We start from the raw sequence: 14,850 nt of genomic DNA on the forward strand, positions 1-14,850 counted from the left end.
GAGGGCCTGTCGGGGTATTAATTGTTTGCAAAAAAGAATGATCTTACCCACTGATCAGTACTGTTTTCGAGTTCCTCATAGGTGCCCTGCGCATGAATCAGACCATCTTTGATAATGATGATGCGGTTTCCGGTCATTTTAGCGCAGATCATATCATGGGTAATGATAATGGAGGTTGCTTTGTATTTTTTCTGTACCGATAAGATCAGTTCGCTGATTTCCTGCGCCGTAATGGTATCAAGTCCGGCTGTGGGTTCATCGTAAAATATGATTTCGGGCTTGATAATTATCGTTCGTGCCAGGCTAATACGTTTGACCATACCGCCTGATAATTCAGAAGGCATCTTGTCAATAGCTTCTTTTAGCCCAACGCTGTCCAGGGCTTCCATAATCTGCTGCTGAATGTCTTCTTCTGTCAAATGGCGCGTATGGTGTTTGAGGGTAAAAGTCAGGTTTTCACGAACCGACATGGAATCGTATAAGGCTCCATCCTGAAACATAAAACCTATTTTGAGCCTGATTTCATTGAGTTCTTTATAGGTAAGTTTTGTCATGTCTGTGCCGAGGATTTCCATTTTACCTTTATCTGGATCCAGAAGGCCGACAAGGCATTTTATTGCCACTGATTTCCCTGAGCCGGAGCGTCCCAGGATTACAAGATCCTCGCCTTTGTTTACCTCAAAACTAATCCCTTTAAGCACTTTGTTCTTCCCAAAGGCTTTGTAGAGGTTTTTGATTTTTATGATGGGTTCGTCTTTCATGGTTTAAAAAAATAAATCGGTGATTTGAACTGCCAGCATATCGACAATAAAAATAGAAAGTGATGCTGTTACGACTGCTGAATTTGCAGCAAGTCCCACGCTTGCCGTACCGCTTGAGGCATTAAAACCTTTATAACAGCCGATGACCCCGATAAAAAATCCAAAGAAGAACGTTTTTATCGTAGCGGGCATAAGATCCAGATAATCCAGATGTTCAATGACTTCTGAAAAATACCTACTCATTGTAATGGTATTGTGTATATTATAGCCAATGTAACCTCCAAAAATACCCACCAGATCAGCAAAAATAACCAATAGCGGCACCATTAGTGTTGTGGCTAATATTCGGGTAACCACCAGATATTTATAGGGATTCACGGCAGAGACTTCCATGGCATCGATTTGAGAGGATACTTTCATTGACCCCAGTTCAGCGCCTATGCCTGATGCAATTTTTCCGGCGCAGATAAGTGCTGTAACCACTGGTGCTATTTCCCTGATCAGGGAAAGCGAAACCATACTTGGCAGCCAGGATTCTGCCCCAAATTTTGTCATGGTCGGCCGCGACTGAATGGTTAGTACCAGACCCATGATAAAGCCCGTTATGCTTACAAGGGGAAGTGATTTGCATCCAATGGTGTAACATTGGCGAAGGAATTCATTGATTTGAAAAGGAGGGACAAAAATTTCTTTAAAAAAACGTCCTATGAACAATGAAAAATTTCCTGCCTGTGTAAGCTGCTCTTTTACGATGGCTATCATTATAAGATTTGATTTAGGTTATAGTTTAAAAAACAATTTTACTGGGTTAGGACCTGATTTCCGAACAGGTGAATTTTCTTCTCTTGACCGCTATAAAATTGAATTTATGATGCTTTTAGTTTTAGTTTTGAATCTTTGTAGTATCCTCAGGCAAAGATGCAATAGCATGGTGCGTTTAGAAATGATGGATATCATTGCGCGAAGTGACCCTCATTACATTTTATTGAAGTTATTTTAAAAAAAATCCCTGAATGGCATAGCATATTCAGGGAAGTTATTTTGTAATTCAGTACTAATGTTTAGATAAATAGTATCAATTTTTTATTCTGTAAAGGCATAGTCATAATCGACTATTAATTCATTTTTCACAAAGGCAACCCCGGGTGTATTCCAGGTAATTCTGGCGGCTTCTTCTTTTTGGTAGAGCGAGGTAACATCGCCAGTAAGTGTTACCGTTGTTCCTGATACCGATACTGTAATATCCTTGGCATTTATGGCCCAATGGCGCGCTAAGGCATTCTCTACGTGTTTTTTCTCAATGGCACTGTTTGATTCTGACTGAACAGTGATATTGTTCATAACACCTTTAACACCCCTGAGTTCGGTGGCAGATTTTCTGGCCAGCTCTTTTTGATAATTCCATCCCAGCTGACCCTCCAGTGTAACCCAGCCGTCCTCAACTTTAACTGTCAGGTTATTATGAGGAAGCAATAGGTTTTCTGAAAAGGATTTTACCAGATCTGAAGCGATATCAGTATCATTTTTTATAAAGTGCCGCGCGTCCTGTATCTCAATTTTTTCAACTACTGCCTTGACACCACCTACTTTTTTGGCGGCATTTTCGGCTTCTGTCTTTTTATAATAATTGTCTACAATTCCCGTAAGGGTCACAACGCCGTCTTTAACAATTACGCCAATTTCTGCGGCATGCAAAAGCGGTTCCCATTTAATGGCATCTTGTACGTCTTTTTGTAATTCTTCATTCGTTTTCATAGGGGATATTTTTTAAATTTATTAGTTTTATTTTTTAAATACTAAAGGTAGCCTGGTCACTTACTTTTTTTTACGGACAGTTTTGAATTGATAGAACGAAGCAGATCATACTGTTTCTGCTGTACGTCAAACAGCGTTTTTATTTCTTCTTCCAGCAGTAAGTCAACCTTTTGATTGAGGCTTCGAATCTGCATTTCTGCCTTTAGGTTGATGAGGTAATCATTTTCACTGCGTATCCGGTCTTTTTGTTCAAGCCTGTTTTGGCTCATCATGATAATAGGGGCCTGCAATGCTGCAAGACAAGAAAGAATCAGATTGAGAAGGATAAAGGGAGAAGGATCAAATTCATAAATCCCGATAGCAAGAATGTTAAAGGTGATCCAAAGGATTAGTATGACAAAGAATGAGATTATAAATTTCCAGCTTCCGCCAAATCGTGCCACCATATCAGAAATTCTTTCTCCCCTGCTAAGGTTTTCAATATCAGGATGGGAGAGCTTGTGTACAATAAGCTCTTCAGCTTCAATGGAATTGCGGACAATCTCATGAAGTTTTTCTATATGTATTTTTACATCCTGTGAAAAAGCATACTTATCCTTTGTTATCATTGGTGTAGTATTATCTTGTTTGAAAACTGTTTTTAAACCTTGTAACGATTTCTATAGGTATTATCGATTTAAAAAGGATCAGAGAGCGCGCTTACGCGGATCAGTTTTTTATTCACAAATTCATTAATTCCAAGTTCAGATAATTCCCTTCCGTAGCCTGATCTTTTGGTTCCTCCAAAAGGCAAATCGGCTTGTGTCCAGGTAGGATGGTTGATAAATACCATTCCGGTATCAATCTGGTCTGCCACGCGTTTACCGCGTTCTATGTCACTGGTGAAAACAGAACCTCCAAGTCCGAATGGGCTGTCGTTTGCAAGGTCAATGGCGGCCTTTTCATCTTTTACCCTGTAAAATGATGCCACAGGACCAAAGAGTTCTTCATGATAAGCGGCCATTCCGGGTTTTAGGTCTGTTAGTATAGTGGGCTCCATGAAAGCTCCTTCGCGTTTCAGGCGGCTGCCTCCAAGCACGACTTTTGCCCCTGCATCTACGGATCTCATGACCTGATCGGCTAGCAGTACTGCAGCTTCCTCATTGCATAATGGACCTAATTCTGTTGTTCTGTCCATAGGATCACCTACTTTCAGGCTGGCCATTTTTTGGGTAAATTTGGCAAGGAATTCATCGGCCACAGCCTCAACAACTATAAATCTTTTTGAAGCCACACAGCATTGTCCGTTGTTATTGATTCTTCCTACCATGGCCCAATGGACTGTTTTTTCGATATCGGCGTCTTCCAGTACAATAAAGGCATCGTTTCCGCCAAGTTCCAAAACCGATTTTTTAAGGTTTCGGCCAGCCTCTGCGGCCAGGCTTGCACCGGCGGCTTCACTTCCCGTTAAGGAAACCCCTTTGATTCTCTGATCAGAAACAAGTGCTGAAGCCCTTTTTCCAGAGATTAGAAGATTGGTGTACAATCCTTTTGGAGCTCCGGCTTCATTGAAGAGTTCTTCGATGGCGATGGCACATTGGGGAACAATGGAGGCGTGTTTAATAAGCACGGTATTTCCGGCAATGATATTAGGGCCTGCGAAACGGGCTACCTGATAAAACGGGAAGTTCCATGGCTCTACCGCAAATACTACACCCAGGGGCATATAACGTATAAAGGCCTTACCGTATTCAGGATCAAGGTGTTTGTCAGACAGGAATTGTTCTCCATTATCTGCGTAGTAATCGATAATATTGGCGCTAAGATCAATCTCGGCTTCTGCCTGCGAGATCAGCTTTCCCATTTCAAGGGTAATGACCCGGGCAAGTTCCTGCTTTTTTTTACGCATTAGAGAGGCCACTTTATGCATTAAGTCAATTCGCTGGGTAAAGGATGTTTTTCTCCAGTTCAGAAAAGTTTCTTCTGCAGTTGCAACAGCTGTTTCAAGGGATGCATCGGTCATTTCTTCAAAACTTTTGATAAGCCTATTGGTATTGGGATCAGTGGTTTGTATTGACATGATATTTGTTTTTAGATTATTTCACATTATTTTTAAAAAGGTCTTTAACAGCTTTGTCAAGTTCATCCATATCGTAGCTGAACTCCCGTTGGAAAGATTCATTTTTCGATACAATGGAATCATCAAATTTGAGCATGCCATTTTCGAATTTAGCGTTACGTTCACGTAGCTTTTCCCTCATTGCTTTGAGCTTCTCGTGGTTCTGGCTCAGTTCATTTTTTAATCTCAAATTTTCTTTTTGATCTGCCGTGGTTATTTTTTTTTGAAATTGCCTGATCTGGTCATTTAAGGCTTCCATATCTTTTTCAGATTTATCATTAAAAGTTTTCCACTCACTTATTGTTTTTTCCTTTGCTGCATCGCGGGAATCTTTTGCAGCCTGTTGCAGCTCTCGATTGGCTTTATTGATATTGTCTTTTGCATCGCTCAGGTCTTTTTTTGATGCCGTATTACAGTTGCAAAACATCAGGGAGACGCTTGCTGCAAAGGTTATTATAGTTGTTTTCATTAGTATCTATTTTATTTTTTTAAGAAATTTTCTTATTGCAAAGATCTATTTAGGTAAGTTGGCAGCAAATGATGCCCGGCAGATTTGAAAGTGATCTAAAACACTTTTTTAAGGATATATCTGATAATCTAAAAAACATGCTATTGGATTAGTCAGGAAGATTTTCTTTCGATGAAATGCTTTTTTCAATTTCAGTGATTTGGGTTTTCTCCTTTTTAATATCCTGACGAAGCAGACCGAAGAGCCTCATATAAACGTTAGCGATCCAGACCAGGGCGAAACCTGCAACGAGATAACCGGTCCAATTTTGCATGAGAAGTTTATATCCCGTAGCAATAAGTACAACAATAGTGACGTAATGGCTAAAACAATATTCGCAGGTAAAGAGATAAAAGAATTTTCGCTCTGCTATAGAGATGCCTGTTTTACTGCGCCGGGTGCAATAGTCTCTAGGCTCCCGGAATACTTCCTCATGGGTTACCGTCCAGGCAACGCATGCAATAGGCATTGCCAAAATAAAAAGCCAGATGATCTGCATACTGATAGGTATCATACGATTTGTGATTTGATGCAAATTTGTATTAAATTTCATCCCCTGCCAATGATACCGATCATCTGAAAAAGTGATCTGTGACACTTCCCGATAGCATCATACTATTCTCCTGATTTGAGCAGGAGCTAATAGTACTGTTTCATCCAAAAGAGTTTTAAAGGGATTAGCGACCTTTATTATGAGCAAAGAATACTTTAAAGTATGCTCAAGCACAGCATCAGAATGCAAAAAAAGGCGTGCTGTTTGTCTTTACGCATTCTGCCGCGTAAAGGTAGAGGGAGGCCGACCAGCTCTGCCAGTCCTGCCCCATAGGCTCGCCATCCTGGGCTTTATACCATTCATTAAAACCATAATCGAGGTCTTTGTTTCTTGATTTTTTAATAAGGTCGGTAAGCAGGAATAATTTTTCTCTTGCCAGTTCCTGTTTTTCGGCCCGAACCAGAGCTGCTATGTGAAGGGCTGAAATGAAAGGCCATATACCTCCATTGTGATAATCCCCGGGAAGATTATACTGCTCATATCTGGGGATCCAGTCGGGATCTTCAGGCAGGATATAAGGGAAGAAATTCGGGGCCAGTTTTAAGGCCAGATCTTTATTCTGTATCATAATATCACATTGATTTTCTATCCATTTCACAATCTCATCTGCCCTCTGCTCAGAAGCAAGTCCTGAGAGAATAGCCAGACTGTTGCCCAAGAGGTCAAATCGTTCACTGTTGTATATTTTATAAGACCATAAGGCGTAATAGGGCTTTTGTTTTATCAGCATCCCCTCATGCAGATGAGTAGGATTTGTAGGGGTGGTAATGGTAAAATGTTCCATTGCGTTTTGCAGTCCGAGTGCCCTTTCCGTATGCCCCAGTATCTTGAGGTGACTGTAGGTCAAAGTGTTAACATACAAGCCATATCCTAACACCCATTGCTCGTCACGCCAGTCACTTGTAGGCTGTTGAGCCACAAGATAATCATCAGAAGGACTTTGGTACTCCATCCAGGTTAATGCCTTTTGGACTGCCTCTTCCAGAAAATCCTTTTCTCCTGTTAATTTTCGGAAAATGCCCACTGCCAGTAAAAATAGAGGCGTGGTATCGCTTGCTCCTCTATTGTCAGGATCGTGGACTAGTGAAGGAATGTTTCCCCTGAGAGACTGATTTTTAGAAAGCACCTGAAGTGTTTTCTGCATCGCTGTGATTAACTCTTCATTTTTGGATACGGCAACACCAAGGATACTAATCATTAAATCCCGCGTATAAGGCTCGGGATATCCCCATGCCGCAGTTCTGGGAAGCCCCTCAAAGGGACCTTTTACATTGTGCAGCAGTACCTGTAGGGCTGCACTTTTTGCTAGTTCTATTTCTGTCCAGTTTCTTTTGCCCATGAGCTGTGGAATTTAATATATTTGGAGTCTTTCATTGATGATTTTTATAAATTTCGCTGCCACAATCCTGTAGTCGAAGTTTTCAACTGCCCGTTTTCGCCCTGCGGTTCCCATTTGTCCGCGCAGGTCTTTATTGTTCATTAATTTGACAAGGGCATCTTTTATATCCGCTACATTGGCGCGGTAATCTACTGTTCTGGGCTCATCAAATACAATTCGCCTGTTTTCCTCAAAACCTGATTCGTTGCCCAGGGTTACTTCATTGACTACTATTTTTTGTCCTATACCCGCCAGGCAGGCAGTCTGGTTGTCTATAAGGGTATCAAGCATTCCCATTGCCTTAATCCCGATTACGGGTTTGCCGCAGGCGCCTGCTTCCACCTGGGGCATGCCAAATCCTTCGAGCCTTGATGGGGCGGCATAGATATCGCAGGCATTTAACAGATACGGAATAAAATTTCTTGAGATGATACTGGTCTGGAATATCACGTTTTTGCTGATCCCGAGCTGTTCGGCAAGCTTTTGATCCAGATTGCTCTGAAGGGCAGTTCTGGGCTGTGGCCAGACCTTGCAGACATACTTCCAGGGTGGCAGCTCTTTCCCTGCAATAGCCAGTGCTTCCATGACCTCACGGGCGCCTTTGGAGGCCGCGTCCCCGCCAATGGTCAGCAGGAGCTGATCCTGCGGATCTATTTCAAGAGCTTTGCGCGCTGCGATTACTTTTGGATCATTTACATCATAAGGCCTAAAGGCGTCGGTATCACAGCCCACGGGAAGGACCTCAATATTATCACCGCTAATGCCATCCCTTACATACATTTCCTTTACCCAGTTGGAAGTGACCAGTATCAGCGGCAAGCCATTGAGTACATTTTGGTAATTGGCAATATAGCCGTCGGCCACGAGCCAGGGTACAGCCGTGATACCGAATTTTTGAGGATGCAGCACCAGCTGTGGCGTATGCCCCCAGTAACCGGTGCCTACCACAACATCGGGTTTAAACCAGTTGTAATACCATTGCTTTTCAAGAGCTGATTCTAGATGAACTGCATGCGCCTCCACGCCATTGGCCAGAAGGCCTTTATAGAGCAGGTCCCCCTGGGTAGCAAGACCACCGGGTGTGGGCGGATAATCGTATAATACAAGTACTTTCATAGTTTTGTTTCTTTAAGCCAGTTATGGGCGTCTTTTTTGCTGGAAAATCTCCAGAATGCTTCTGTTTTTGGAGTCGTTTGAGCTTCCCAGCTATCGGTGGTAAAGCCGTATATTTGGGTCATAATTTCATATTTCTTCTGCCAGATTTCAGATGGAAGTGTTAATTGAATATCAGCATTTGGCATGGCTTTGGGATAATATTGCTTATTGTGGTCTTCGTAGGCAAACACCAAAAGCTCATCACATGAAATTTTTCCTTCATCCCAGAGTCCTATTACAGAGCAGCCTGTTTCTTCATGTCTTAGATGCCTTGTATATTCGCCTAGCGGATTGTGAGTAAGGATGATATCATAGTGTTCTGCAGGTAATAATTGCAGTATTAGGCGGTCGATTTCTGATTTATCTTGAGGTATCTGGTCAGGTCCGTCGTCCAGATTGCCCATGTTACCTGTGCATTGCAGTACTTCGAGCATTCTATAAAATTTAGGAGCCCTGTCAGGGTCGTATTTTCTGCAAAGGCATACTATAAAGCACTCCCAATGGGGATTACTGAGCAGCATTCCTCCAGCCCATAGGGTTTCATCATCAGGATGGGCCACGATAAGAGCTGCTTTTTTTTTCTGTACTTGCATCTCCATGTATTGGTTGTTAGGTATCAGAGAGCAAGTTAAGAGGAAGTAAAAAAAACAAAAATGACGAAGATCACCCCAAAAGGTAATCTTCGTCATTTTTTAAAATAGGCGGCTGGTCTATTTTTACGGAGGTAAAAATCAGTCTGTTTTCACCTGCAGGAGCTGCTCGAGCTGTAGGCTGTCTTTTATATAAATATTTCTTTTGTCAGTTTCAATGTAGCCCTGTTCCTTAAATTGCTTAAGGCTTCTGCCCAGGCTTTCGGGTGATGTGCCGATAAGGTTCGCCAGATCATCACGCGTCAGGTCTATGCCTTTTACTATTGGGGAGTTTCGATTGAACCTGTTTTCCAAAAGGAGTAAAAACAGCGCCAAACGTGCATTCTGGTTCTTTTGTGCCAGTACAGCAATGATGTTGGCCAGAACACCAAATTCGTGACCGATGTTTTTAATGAGTTTTTGCTGCAAGGCAGGAATTTCATTAAGCAGTCTAAGGAAATCTTCCTTAGCTATAAAATTTACTTTTAAATCTTCGAGAGCCTCGCACGAGTCCTGATATCGTTCCTGTCCAAGCAGGGCATGATAACCCAGTACATCTTCCTGGGTATAAATGTAAAATATTTGTTCCTCACCGCTAAAACCCCGTTTGAATTTTTTGGCTTTGCCTTGCTTTATCTGATAGATACCAGTAGGGATGCCCCCTTCATAAAAAAGCATACTGCCCTTTTTTATAACAAGAGGTTCCATAACGTTTTGAACAGCCTGATTTTCTGACTCCGTTAGGTCTTCAAAGAGCAGGTTACTCTGGAAATCAAATTGGGAAAAGAAATCTTTCATAAAACAAATATAACATTTATTAATTAAATACATAACATTTGTTATATATTTGTAAAAATTAGCTGTGCTTCTTACGTTTAATTAAGTAAGTCAATAGCGAAGGTTAAATAACGAAAATAAAGTTGAACCAAGGAAAGTCTGCGTGGAACTTTTTTTCAAAAATTTACAGTATGATGAACGAAAATAAAATAAGTATTCAAAACGGCAGACTCGTCGTGCCTTCCCATCCTATAATTCCTTTTATTGAGGGAGACGGCATAGGGGCGGATATTTGGAAAGCTTCAAGATTGGTTTTCGATGCTGCAGTTCAAAAAGCCTACGGGAGCAGCAGAAAGATCCAGTGGAAGGAAATATATGCCGGTGAAAAAGCTTTTGAAAAAACAGGAAACTGGCTTCCGGACCAGACTATTAAAGATATTGAGGAGTTTCTGGTGGCTATTAAAGGGCCCTTGACCACTCCTGTTGGAGGCGGTATGCGATCACTGAATGTTGCGCTGAGACAAAAACTGGATTTATATGCGTGTGTAAGACCGGTAAAGTGGTTCAAAGGGGTACCTTCTCCGGTAAAAGCGCCCGAAAAAGTTGATATGATTATCTTTAGGGAAAATACCGAAGATATTTATGCCGGCATCGAATGGATGGCAGGAACTTCGGAGCTGGAAAAGGTAAAAAACTTTCTTATTGATGATATGGGGGTTAAAAACATTCGGTTTCCCAATACAGTATCCATTGGTATTAAACCAGTTTCCAAAGAAGGAAGTGAGCGCCTGATAAGAGCAGCTCTCAAGCATGCCATTGATTTCAGGAAGGACTCTGTGACTATCGTGCATAAAGGAAACATTATGAAATTTACCGAAGGACAGTTCAAAGAATGGGGCTATCAGTTGGCTAAAGACGAGTTTGGAGCCAAAGAGTATGAGGGAGGTCCGTGGCTTATTATGGAAAAATACGGACATAAAGTAATTATAAAAGATGTAATAGCAGATGCGTTTTTACAGCAGATCATCTTAAGGCCTGAGCAGTATGATGTGATTGCTACACTAAATCTTAACGGAGATTACATCTCTGATGCCCTGGCCGCTATTGTGGGAGGAATAGGGATAGCGCCCGGAGCCAATATCAATTACGCCTCAGGGGTTTCTATTTTTGAAGCCACACACGGTACGGCGCCTAAGTATAAGGATCTTGACAAGGTAAATCCGTCTTCTGAAATCCTTTCAGGGGTCATGATGCTCGAGTATATGGGCTGGCAGGATGCGGCCGATCTTATCGTAAAGGGACTAAAAGGCGCAATCGGCAATAAAATCGTTACGTATGATTTTGAGCGTTTGATGCAAGGGGCAACCCTTGTGAAATGTTCTGAATTCGGCCAGGCAGTTGTCGATAATATGTAGTATGTTTCATTAGCTGCTTAATCCAGACAGCTCTTAATTGGGCTCTCTGGATTAAATTATAATAACTTACCTGACCCATGAGAGAAATAACAAAATTATACAACATTTTTGCATTAAAATGCCCTCGATGTTATAAGGGGAATTTATTTACCAGACCGGGGCTTTTTGTTTTTAAGTCCATTTTAAAAATGCCCGAGAGATGTTCGTGCTGCAATCAGGATTTCAGGATCGAGCCTGGGTTTTATTCCGCCGCACTATGGATTAGTTATCCTATAGTACTCATTGTTTTTGTGCCCATGATTTTTCTTGGATTTCTTTTGAAAGAGACTTATTCGCTTTCTTTAGAAATGATGCTGGGATTCTTTATCATCATTTGTTTTGGCCTGCAGATTCCAATAATGCGTATTTCCAGGGCTCTTTTACTTCATTTTACCATCCATTATGTAGGCAGTGGCAACAAATAAGTTTCCCTGATGCCTGTTTCACTATATGTAGTGCATAGTTACTCCAGTGCTCATTTACATATAGAACTTTGATTTAATTTTGAGGGTACAAAATATATTATCCAGTCATTTTATGGATTTCATACTACTCAAACTTTAGTGATATACAACAAAAGGTATACTGCTTTTTTATACATCTTTTTTTTCAAATAGTTATTGATTCTGCAAATCGATAACAGGCAGCTTGTTAAATAGTGCTATAAATCACACAGATACATGATCACTGTCATTTCCCTGGCTATTATAAAGTCACAACTTTGCTGTTAGGAAATTATCTGAAAGCTCCTTAAAGTAAGGTACTCAAATGATATAAAGTTAACAGTTATATAATGAAAACAAATCAGGAATTACAAAAAGATGTACAGGATGCTATGAAATGGCAGCCGTCCCTTCATGCTGCTGAAATTGGTGTAACGGTAAAAGACGCTATAGTAACCCTAACAGGTACTGTTGACGGATACTACAAAAAAACAGAGGCAGAAACAGCTGCCAAAGGAGTAGCGGGCGTTAATGCTGTGGTGGAAGAAATCAATGTTAAATATCCCAGCAATTTTTTAAAAACCAATAATGAAATTGCTGCCGAGGTAGTAAAAGCATTAAAAGATGACAGGTCTGTTCCTAATAATCAGATCAACGTAAAAGTAGAGGATGGATGGGTTACCCTTGATGGCGAACTTGCATGGCACTACCAAAAAGACGCAGCTAAAAGTGCTGTAGCCAGACTTTCAGGTGTTAAAGGTATAACCAACGATATAAACATCAAATCAGAAGCACATGATACCCTTGAAAAAAAACGTGTTGAGGATGCTTTTACAAGACATTGGTCCATTAATGCAGAAGATATAACCGTATCTGTATCAGGAACAAAAATAACCCTTACCGGTACAGTTACCTCTTTATACCAAAAAGATGAGGCTGCCCGTATTGCCTGGGATACCCCTGGAGTATGGAGTGTGGAAAATAATCTGGTGGTGGAATATGATTATGCGCTAATCGACTAATACGTAGGGTCGGGAGCATATACTCCCGATTTCTTTTACTGGAATATTGATTTATTTGCTTCGGGGCTCATACTTGTATTATTCGTCCTTAGTTTAGGTAAAAGATGAAAATAGAAAATAGACCAATAAATAAAAATATTATGAATAAAGTAATTCTTTTAGCAAAGCGTCCTGTTGGAAAACCAGCTTTAAATGATTTTAAATTGATTACAGAACAAATACCAGTTGTCTCAGAGGGTGAGATCTTATTAAAATCATTATATATTTCTGTAGATCCCTACCTGCGTGGAAGGATGAATGATATCAAATCTTATGTGCCGCCTTTCGAATTAAATAAGCCCATACAATCAGCTGTTATAGCAGAGGTTGTGGAAAGTAAAAATGCTGATTTTAAAACAGGGACCTTTGTTTCAGGTAATCTGGACTGGAAAGAATATCAGGTTTCTAAGGGAAAAGGCCTAACTAAAATTACCGATCAGGGGAGTGGGCTTTCTGTATATCTGGGGATTTTAGGGATGACAGGCCTGACAGCTTATTTGGGACTTATACAAGCGGGCAAGCCAAAAGCAGGTGAAACCCTGGTGATATCTGGAGCCGCTGGGGCAGTTGGCAGTGTTGTGGGACAGATAGGCAAACTTCTTGGATGCAGAGTTGTGGGAATTACAGGTTCTGACCAAAAAGTAACACTCCTGGAATCAAAATTTAAATTTGATCACGCCATTAATTACAAAACTGTTACCGATCTTAATGAGGCTGTTAAAAAATACTGCCCCCAGGGTGTAGATGTGTACTTTGACAATGTTGGGGGAGAGATATCCGATGCTGTACTGGCCAATATTAATAAATATGCCAGACTGCCGGTGTGCGGTGCTATTTCACTCTACAATAATACTGCCGCGGCAACAGGACCGCGTTTACAGCCTTTACTATTGACTAAGAGCGCTACAATGACTGGTTTTATAGTTAGCGATTTTACAGAACATTTCGCTGAGACGCAAAAAAAAATGACTTCATGGTTTAAAGAAGGCAAGCTTATCTATAGTGAAACAATAATCGAAGGCTTTGATAATATCCCACAGGCATTTCTGGATTTGTTTGAAGGAACCAATCAGGGTAAAATGATAGTTAAAATTTAGAAAATTAACATCTCAGGGCAAATAGAGAATTTAATATCCGAAAACTGGAAACTCGAAAAATAAAGAAATTACGGATCACACAAATTATTATTGGGCATAAAAAAACAGTATTGACTAATGACTATTATTTGAGAGAAATAAAAAACTTTGCTTATGAAAACAGATTCAGAATTACAAAAAAAAGTACAGGCTGCCCTGAATTGGATACCCTCATTACAATCGTCAAAAATAGTGATAGGGGTTAGAAGCGGCGTAGTGACCCTTACGGGAATAGTTGATACTTTTGGTGAAAAAATAGAGGCAGAAAATGCAGTAAAAAATGTTATGGGTGTAAAAGATGTTGTTGTAAAAATGGAAGTTCCAACTCATGTCACATCGCCTGAATCCCATAGCAAACTTTTCAAACAAATCATGAGCGTCTTAGATAATAACTGGTCTATACCCAGAAGCAGTATAGAGGTAAAGTTAGAAAATGGAAAGGTAACCCTTACCGGAGTAGTGCCATATCTTTATCAAAAGTTCTCGGCTCAGGCATTTTTAGGATATATTAAGGGGGTCAAAAGTATCACTAACGATATTATAGTCCAATCTAAACTTCACGACACTGTTGAACAAAGGGACGTTGAGCAGGCTCTTGCACGAAACTGGTCAATCAGGTCTAAAGATATAATGGTAAAAGTGGATGGGGCTACTGTCAGGTTATCAGGCATTGTTTCATCCTTATATCAAAAGCAAGAAGCTGGTTATATTGCCTCTAAAGCTCCGGGGATAACATTAGTAGACAACAGATTGATTGTTCATTTCAATTACAAAAAAATAGCTTAAAAAATTAGATTGATTTGGTATTTTTAATTCCATATTTTGATTTGGAGTACAAACATTTTTACGTTTAATTTCTTGTTTTTTTGGCTTTGCTCTTGCTTTGGTGACTTATTTTTTTAAGAAAATATAACTTGTCAATTGTAGCTTCCTTATTGGTTACAATAGTAAAAAGCTCACCCTGAGACAAGGCTACTTCATCAATTGACAAGTGAGTACCTATATTTTCAGGATAAATAATCCACTCATGCGCATGTTCACGTGGAGCCCACGTACTAAAGGAGCTTAAAAATTTTTTGTATTGTCTTTGTAATTTTTTCCCATTGACTCCAAAGAAACCTCCAATGGTACGACAGTCAATA

16 protein-coding genes and 1 pseudogene are annotated in these 14,850 nt (G+C 40.4%); 5 read left to right on the forward strand and 12 right to left on the reverse strand.

Features of this window, described 5'->3' with window-relative positions; translation table 11 throughout:
* Positions 1 to 17 precede the first annotated feature (17 nt).
* The 11 genes from NJT12_RS18365 to NJT12_RS18415 all read right to left on the reverse strand — a co-directional run bounded on the left by NJT12_RS18365 (position 18) and on the right by NJT12_RS18415 (position 9,635).
* Positions 18 to 761 carry an ABC transporter ATP-binding protein gene (locus tag NJT12_RS18365; protein ID WP_271337384.1) on the reverse strand — a complete coding sequence of 248 codons (744 nt, stop codon included), beginning with the start codon at positions 759 to 761 and terminating at the stop codon, positions 18 to 20.
* A gap of 3 nt (positions 762 to 764) precedes the next feature.
* The gene (locus NJT12_RS18370) at positions 765 to 1,523 is read right to left on the reverse strand and encodes an MlaE family ABC transporter permease (protein ID WP_271337385.1); all 759 of its coding nucleotides are present in this window, start codon (positions 1,521 to 1,523) and stop codon (positions 765 to 767) included.
* A 321-nt stretch (positions 1,524 to 1,844) separates the two neighbouring features.
* Entirely contained in the window at positions 1,845 to 2,516 is a 672-nt protein-coding gene (locus NJT12_RS18375; protein WP_271337386.1) for a BON domain-containing protein, read from the reverse strand.
* Positions 2,517 to 2,572: 56 nt separating this feature from the next.
* Positions 2,573 to 3,124, reverse strand: a complete 552-nt coding sequence (locus NJT12_RS18380; RefSeq protein WP_271337387.1) for a DUF1003 domain-containing protein — start codon at positions 3,122 to 3,124, stop codon at positions 2,573 to 2,575.
* A 68-nt stretch (positions 3,125 to 3,192) separates the two neighbouring features.
* Positions 3,193 to 4,575 (reverse strand): NAD-dependent succinate-semialdehyde dehydrogenase, encoded by a 1,383-nt coding sequence (locus NJT12_RS18385; protein WP_271337388.1) that lies wholly within the window; start codon positions 4,573 to 4,575, stop codon positions 3,193 to 3,195.
* Positions 4,576 to 4,591: 16 nt separating this feature from the next.
* Positions 4,592 to 5,083 (reverse strand): hypothetical protein, encoded by a 492-nt coding sequence (locus NJT12_RS18390; RefSeq protein WP_271337389.1) that lies wholly within the window; start codon positions 5,081 to 5,083, stop codon positions 4,592 to 4,594.
* 148 nt (positions 5,084 to 5,231) lie between these two features.
* Positions 5,232 to 5,636 (reverse strand): hypothetical protein, encoded by a 405-nt coding sequence (locus tag NJT12_RS18395; RefSeq protein ID WP_271337390.1) that lies wholly within the window; start codon positions 5,634 to 5,636, stop codon positions 5,232 to 5,234.
* A 217-nt stretch (positions 5,637 to 5,853) separates the two neighbouring features.
* Entirely contained in the window at positions 5,854 to 7,014 is a 1,161-nt protein-coding gene (locus NJT12_RS18400; RefSeq protein ID WP_271337391.1) for a glycoside hydrolase 100 family protein, read from the reverse strand.
* 12 nt (positions 7,015 to 7,026) lie between these two features.
* A complete protein-coding gene (locus NJT12_RS18405; protein WP_271337392.1) occupies positions 7,027 to 8,169 on the reverse strand; it encodes a glycosyltransferase family 4 protein in 1,143 nt (380 codons plus the stop codon).
* The gene (locus tag NJT12_RS18410; RefSeq protein WP_271337393.1) at positions 8,166 to 8,807 is read right to left on the reverse strand and encodes a PIG-L family deacetylase; all 642 of its coding nucleotides are present in this window, start codon (positions 8,805 to 8,807) and stop codon (positions 8,166 to 8,168) included. Before NJT12_RS18410 ends, NJT12_RS18405 begins: the two co-directional genes overlap by 4 nt.
* 132 nt (positions 8,808 to 8,939) lie before the next feature.
* The gene (locus NJT12_RS18415) at positions 8,940 to 9,635 is read right to left on the reverse strand and encodes a Crp/Fnr family transcriptional regulator (RefSeq protein ID WP_271337394.1); all 696 of its coding nucleotides are present in this window, start codon (positions 9,633 to 9,635) and stop codon (positions 8,940 to 8,942) included.
* A gap of 122 nt (positions 9,636 to 9,757) precedes the next feature.
* On the opposite strand from NJT12_RS18415, the gene icd reads away from it, so the two are divergent.
* From icd to NJT12_RS18440, 5 genes are all read left to right on the forward strand, one after another.
* Entirely contained in the window at positions 9,758 to 11,029 is a 1,272-nt protein-coding gene (icd, locus tag NJT12_RS18420; protein WP_271337395.1) for an NADP-dependent isocitrate dehydrogenase, read from the forward strand.
* 188 nt (positions 11,030 to 11,217) lie between these two features.
* The gene (locus NJT12_RS18425; protein WP_414655400.1) at positions 11,218 to 11,493 is read left to right on the forward strand and encodes a DUF983 domain-containing protein; all 276 of its coding nucleotides are present in this window, start codon (positions 11,218 to 11,220) and stop codon (positions 11,491 to 11,493) included.
* A 368-nt stretch (positions 11,494 to 11,861) separates the two neighbouring features.
* Positions 11,862 to 12,533 (forward strand): BON domain-containing protein, encoded by a 672-nt coding sequence (locus NJT12_RS18430; RefSeq protein WP_271337397.1) that lies wholly within the window; start codon positions 11,862 to 11,864, stop codon positions 12,531 to 12,533.
* A 140-nt stretch (positions 12,534 to 12,673) separates the two neighbouring features.
* Entirely contained in the window at positions 12,674 to 13,669 is a 996-nt protein-coding gene (locus tag NJT12_RS18435; protein WP_271337399.1) for an NADP-dependent oxidoreductase, read from the forward strand.
* 153 nt (positions 13,670 to 13,822) lie between these two features.
* Complete coding sequence (locus tag NJT12_RS18440) at positions 13,823 to 14,494, forward strand: BON domain-containing protein (protein WP_271337398.1); 672 nt, start codon at positions 13,823 to 13,825, stop codon at positions 14,492 to 14,494.
* Between the two features lie 64 nt (positions 14,495 to 14,558).
* On the opposite strand, the pseudogene NJT12_RS18445 reads toward NJT12_RS18440, so the two are convergent.
* Positions 14,559 to 14,850 (reverse strand): annotated as a pseudogene (locus NJT12_RS18445) (hypothetical protein); the annotation flags it as partial.

It is taken from the genome of Flavobacterium azizsancarii, from assembly GCF_027980145.1.
Lineage (GTDB): Bacteria > Bacteroidota > Bacteroidia > Flavobacteriales > Flavobacteriaceae > Flavobacterium > Flavobacterium azizsancarii.